General features: G+C 64.1%; 5 protein-coding genes. 3 read left to right on the top strand and 2 right to left on the bottom strand.

Going from position 1 to position 4,639, the window contains the following annotated elements; genetic code table 11:
- On the bottom strand, nucleotides 1-1,496 hold a 1,496-nt coding region (locus VGH98_23545), incomplete at its 3' end, for a serine hydrolase domain-containing protein (GenBank protein ID HEY2378974.1).
- A gap of 290 nt (nucleotides 1,497-1,786) precedes the next feature.
- On the opposite strand from VGH98_23545, the gene VGH98_23540 reads away from it, so the two are divergent.
- Nucleotides 1,787-2,917 (top strand): hypothetical protein, encoded by a 1,131-nt coding sequence (locus VGH98_23540; protein ID HEY2378973.1) that lies wholly within the window; start codon nucleotides 1,787-1,789, stop codon nucleotides 2,915-2,917.
- On the opposite strand, the gene VGH98_23535 is transcribed toward VGH98_23540, so the two are convergent.
- Entirely contained in the window at nucleotides 2,914-3,909 is a 996-nt protein-coding gene (locus tag VGH98_23535; protein HEY2378972.1) for a hypothetical protein, read from the bottom strand. The two genes, VGH98_23540 and VGH98_23535, sit on opposite strands and share 4 nt — an antisense overlap.
- On the opposite strand from VGH98_23535, the gene VGH98_23530 reads away from it, so the two are divergent.
- Both VGH98_23530 and VGH98_23525 read left to right on the top strand, forming a co-directional pair.
- Nucleotides 3,908-4,426: a hypothetical protein gene (locus tag VGH98_23530; GenBank protein HEY2378971.1), complete on the top strand. Its 519-nt coding sequence runs from the start codon at nucleotides 3,908-3,910 to the stop codon at nucleotides 4,424-4,426. The two genes, VGH98_23535 and VGH98_23530, sit on opposite strands and share 2 nt — an antisense overlap.
- Nucleotides 4,423-4,639 (top strand): hypothetical protein (locus tag VGH98_23525; protein HEY2378970.1); only part of this gene is annotated, 217 nt, incomplete at its 3' end. The genes VGH98_23530 and VGH98_23525, both read left to right, overlap by 4 nt.

The raw sequence follows: 4,639 nt of genomic DNA, 5'->3' as shown, positions 1-4,639 counted from the left end.
CGGTCTATCCAACTGTCGCCTGAGTACATTCGCATTGGCCGCCCGGGTTGCTCGACGAACCGCACCACTTCGCCCACGACGCCACCGCCCGTCGGAGCGACGTAGCGGAAGCGGCCGTCACCCAGCGGCTCCAGGGTGATCGGATTGTCGACGTTCGCCGCGTTAGGCGTGATGAGCACGAGGCGATTGTTGAGCAGCACCACCTGTGAATCACCACCCCGCCCGCGATAGAGTCCGGCAAAGCGCGCCCAGCTCGGATTCCACGCAGAAGCGAGGGTCACCGGCACCGCGGACTTCGCGACCGCCTTGCCCACGGTCATCATCAGCTCACGCGCGATGTCGAACGGATTCGAGTCGTTCGTGTTCGTCAGCACGATGACGCCGATCTTGTCGTCGAGCTGAATGAGCGTCTGGGTCGTGTTTCCCGGGTAGCCGCCGCCGTGCCCCACGTAGGTTCGCCCGTCGATGCGATTGATGTCGAACCCGAGTCCCGTCCCGGACGTCCAGTTCTCTTCCACCGACCGGACACGGTGCATCTCGCGCAGCGATGCCGTACTCAGAATGTGATTGCCGCCGCGCGGGCCGCGCCGGAACTGGGCCGAGACGAACTTTGCCATGTCCTCGACGTTCGACGTCACGCCCGTCGCCGACGCCATCCCGCGCGCGTCGACGAACGGCAGGACCTCGCGCGTACCGTCCGGCATGCGGCGCCCATATGGCACGGCGAGCCCCGGCACATTCTTGTCCACGCTCGACGCGTTCATCCCCAGCGGTTTGAAGATGTTCAAGTCGACATAGTCGGCCCAGCGTTTGCCTGTCACCTGCTCGGTCAGCATCCCCACGATGGCGTACGCCAGATTCGAGTACTTCCATCGCACCGACGGCGCGAAGGGCGCTTGACGTTCGGGATAGAGTTGCCGCAGCTCGTCGCTGGTCGGAAACTCGTACGACGTCCAGTGATCGCCCGCTTCGCGTTGCATTCCCGAGCTGTGCGAGAGGAGCTGCTCGATCGTGATCGTGCCATCGTCATCGCCGGCACGCTTCGCCTTGAACCAGGGCAGGTACGTCACCACGGGATCATCGAGACGAAGCTTGCCCTCCTCACGCAGCTGCATGATCGCGGTCGCGGCGAACAGCTTGCTGTGCGATGCCATGCGGAACTTGGTGATTGCCGTCATCGGCACTTTGGCGTTGACGTCGGCATAGCCGAAGCCCTTCGTCCACACGAGATCCTGGTCGCTCACGACGCCGACGGCGATTCCCGGCAATCCGCGATAGGCGATCTGGCCTTCGATCCACGCCGAGAACAATCGCTCGGCGCCCATCACGTCTGGGTCGTCGGCCATGCGCGATGCGGAGACGGGCGCGGCAGATTGCATGGTCTGCGCGGCGAGCGGCGGCTGCATCACCGCGACGGCCGTCAGTGCCGACGCACCGGCCAGTATGATGAGCAGTCTCGAGCGCGACGAGCAGAGCGTATGGATCGGAACGCGCATTGGTGGCTCGCTTGGACGAGGGGCGGTAATCGTCGCCTCGGCCGCAGTCGGCGTCAATGCCTAACGGTCGGCATCGATCCTCGTTGTCCCTCTCATCTCGAGTAGCATCAGGGCTCCCCGTGGATACCGTTCGTTAGTTCAGCGACGATCAGGCATGAATGATGGAGTGGTTCGACCGCGTGAGAGTTCCGGCCCCGATTGACACGCCACGGCGAGCCAGCCAGTATCGGGTCGCAGCGACCGCCGCTTACCGGCCTCGCGTCGGCGTCGGAACACTTCTCGGAGCCGCCATGAAACGTCTCGTCCTCGCCTGTGTCGTATTCCTCACGCCGGCCCTCGCCGCGCAAGAGCCTTCGACCAGCGCTCCATATAAAGTCTTGAAAGCCGATCGTGTCGGCGGCGAAGGTGGGTGGGACTATTTATTCGCCGACCCCGTCGGACGCCGTTTGTACATCCCGCGCGGCGGCACGCCCGGGGCCCGCGCGACCGACAGCACTCCCGCACGGCCCTCCGGGCCGGGCCGGATCATGGTCTACAATCTCGACAATCTCGATTCAGTCGGCGCGGTGATGGAATCCGGCGGCAACGGCGCGGTCGTCGATCCCAAGTCAGGCCACGGGTTCTCGAGCAGCCGGCCAGAGATCACGATGTTCGATACGAAAACGCTCACGGTGCTGAAGCGTATTCCGATCGACAGCGGCTTCGGTCCCGACGGCATTCTCTTCGACCCGTTCAACGAGCGCGTCTACATCTTCAGCCATCCCACCAAGGATGCGATGGTGATCGATTCGCGCGACGGTACGGTGTTGGGCCGCGTGGACCTCGGCGGACCACCGGAGCAAGCCGTCTCCGACGGGCATGGCAAGTTGTACGTCATCATTCAGGACACGGCCAGCGTGACGGTCGTCGACGCGAAGGCGATGAAGGCGATCGAGCACTTCCCCTTCCGCGACAAGGGTGGCTGCAACGGTCTGGCGCTCGACGACAAGAACCATGTGCTGTTCGCCGCCTGCTCCGGCGGCCCGCGCGCTCCCGGCCGCGGTGGTCCGCCGGCCGCCACCCCGGGCGTGCCGCCGACGATGACGATGCTCAACGCGAACGACGGGACCGTGCTCGCGACGTTGCCGCTCGCGGGCGGATCCGATGGGATGGTGTTCAATCCATCGACGATGGAAGCGTTCAGTACCGGTGGCGGCACACTCACCGTCGTGAAGGAGACCTCGCCGCGGAGCTTCGTCGTCGAGGAGAATTTGCCGACGATGGCCGGATCGCGAACGATCACGTTCGATCCCAAGACCGGGCACATTTTCACGATGAGCCAGGAGCGCGGTCCGGCTCCGCCTCCGCCCGCGGGCGGAGGCCGCGGTGGTTTTCCACCGGCAATCCCGGGATCGTTTACGATCTTGATGATCGGTCGCTAAGGTCTCCGCGAACTGGGGTTCAGAAGCGGGCGCATAACGATGCCCGAGCTCGACGATGGCTGCAGTAACCGCTCGAGGAACTCCGGCATGCCCTGAAACTGGTCGATGTGATCCGGCGCCGAATTGCCAGCGAATCCGAGCAACTCGAAGTGGCCCGCGTGCGCCTCGCTGAGCTGTTGCATGCCCCGAGGTCCCCACTGTAATACCGCGGTGCGGTGCAGCCCGAGCGCGTTCAGCAGATAGTCCGCCGTCTCGGTCGTGCTGGCGAACGTGCCCGGAAAAATTTCGGAGTGCGTCACGAGGAATCGCTTCTCGCCGCGCATTGCGGCCTGCGCAAAACGTACGAACGCCTCGAGATTCTTCGGGTCGAGCGTCCCACCCTTCTCGACCACGACGCCGTCCGGCACATACGACGTGTGCATCCCGTCGAGGAGCAGCACGGCGTCCACACGAGCGAAATGTTGCGAATCGCGAAGGATTGCGCGAATCGCGCCGTGGCCTGCGCTGAAGCCGGAAAGGGTCACGCGTCGGAACGTCACGACGCGGCCGAGCACCGCCGATGTCTCGCGCGTCACATTGGCGAGCAACGAGTCGAAGGCCGCTGGATCGGAGAAGGAGCGATCGTAAATGCCGGATCCCGCGCCGATGTTGACCACTGCCGCAACCGTCTTAGTCTTCAGCCGGGAGACAGCATACTCCGGCAGCCACGCCGCTCCGAGAAAATGCATGACGAGGCTAACCTCATCGCGCTGACCAATGCCCTCGGGTATCCACACTTCGACCGGCTTCCCCAACGGGCCTGTGAACGTGCGCCGCACACCGCCGATGTCGCGCTCCAGAGAAGCGCTGAGCCGCTCATGCGCCCGCGTGTGCTCAACCATCGGCGACGGATTCTGCGCCGCGGGAGGAACTGACTGACCCTCGAGGACCGCCGGCAGCATCGAAGCGGGGAACAGCAGCAACACGCCTATCCGTCGGATAGCTCTTCTCATGCGACGAATTCTCACCGCAACCGTCGGAAGGCTCAAGGAGTCCAGCAGTGAAGGCGCGAAGTGCCGGACAGCGCGAAGTGCCGGACAGCGCGAAGTGCCGGACAGCGCGAAGTGCCGGACAGCGCGAAGCGCGATCAGCGCCTTAGGCCATCAAACCGTTCAGCATCTTCACAATCGTGACCGCACGGTTATGAAGAGGCCGGTAATCGGCGCTCGTGATCCGCTTGCCCCGCAGGTTTGCGCGGAGATGCTTAATGGCTTCCTCGGCTTCACCACGGGCGATTGCCAAACGATTGTGGCGGTCGGGGAGCGTCGCGCGGCCAAAGCCCTCACCAATGTTGGCGCTCACCGATTGCGCGGCCTTGAGCAGCTGTTGTCGATGAAGAAGCCGCTTCGTTCGGTCCGAGAGTCGAGTGACATCAGCAGAAAATTGCTCCGCCGCGTCCAGGACATTGAGATCGCGATGCTTTTTTGCCATGGCGACAAACTGCCGCACATGGCGCTGGGCGCATCATGAATTGCTTGCAGACGTACGCATTTCCACACTGCGCCCCCTTTCGGCACTTCGCGCCTCCCGGCACTTCGCGCTGTCCGGCACTTCGCGCTGTCCGGCACTTCGCGCTGTCCGGCACTTCGCGCTGTCCGGCACTTCGCGCTGTCCGGCACTTCGCGCTGTCCGGCACTTCGCGCTGTCCGGCACTTCGCGCCTTTCAGCCGTTCACCACTCAGT

The organism is Gemmatimonadaceae bacterium (genome assembly GCA_036496605.1).
Classification (GTDB): domain Bacteria; phylum Gemmatimonadota; class Gemmatimonadetes; order Gemmatimonadales; family Gemmatimonadaceae; genus AG2.
Note: the sequence above shows the minus strand (reverse complement) of the source record. Positions and strands in the feature narration are given on the sequence as shown.

Bases quoted from the DNA above. Each gene is read 5' to 3' on its own strand.
- VGH98_23540 (HEY2378973.1), top strand. From the start codon at position 1,787: ATGAAACGTCTCGTCCTCGCCTGTGTCGTATTCCTCACGCCGGCCCTC.
- VGH98_23530 (HEY2378971.1), top strand. From the start codon at position 3,908: ATGCGACGAATTCTCACCGCAACCGTCGGAAGGCTCAAGGAGTCCAGC.
- VGH98_23535 (HEY2378972.1), bottom strand. From the start codon at position 3,909: ATGAGAAGAGCTATCCGACGGATAGGCGTGTTGCTGCTGTTCCCCGCT.